The organism is Streptomyces sudanensis (assembly GCF_023614315.1).
Classification (GTDB): domain Bacteria; phylum Actinomycetota; class Actinomycetes; order Streptomycetales; family Streptomycetaceae; genus Streptomyces; species Streptomyces sudanensis.
The window spans coordinates 3816676-3816971 of the sequence record NZ_CP095474.1 but is presented as its reverse complement, the minus strand read 5'-3'; positions in this window follow the sequence as shown (position 1 = coordinate 3816971).

Sequence of the window (296 nt, the reverse complement as noted above, 5' to 3'; positions counted from 1 at the left end):
GGNCGGTCCGGGAGGCGGTGGCTCGGGAGGCGGGGCGAGGGCGCCGGACACGGAGTCGTAGCGATCGTCGAGGGTGTCGTCCGTCGCGCCCGGGGCCGCGTCCGGAGCCTGGTCGCCGTAGAGCCGCTCCCACCAGTCGTCGCCGGTGGTGGGCCTGTCCGCCTGTGGAGTCATGTCCCTATTGTCCTCGTTGGGGACGTCCGGAAAACGAAGTTCGGGCGAAACCGCCCCCGGAGACCCGGCAGGCCGACGGCCCGGCAGGGTCGGTGGCGGGCGGGCGCGCGGGTCGGCGGGGG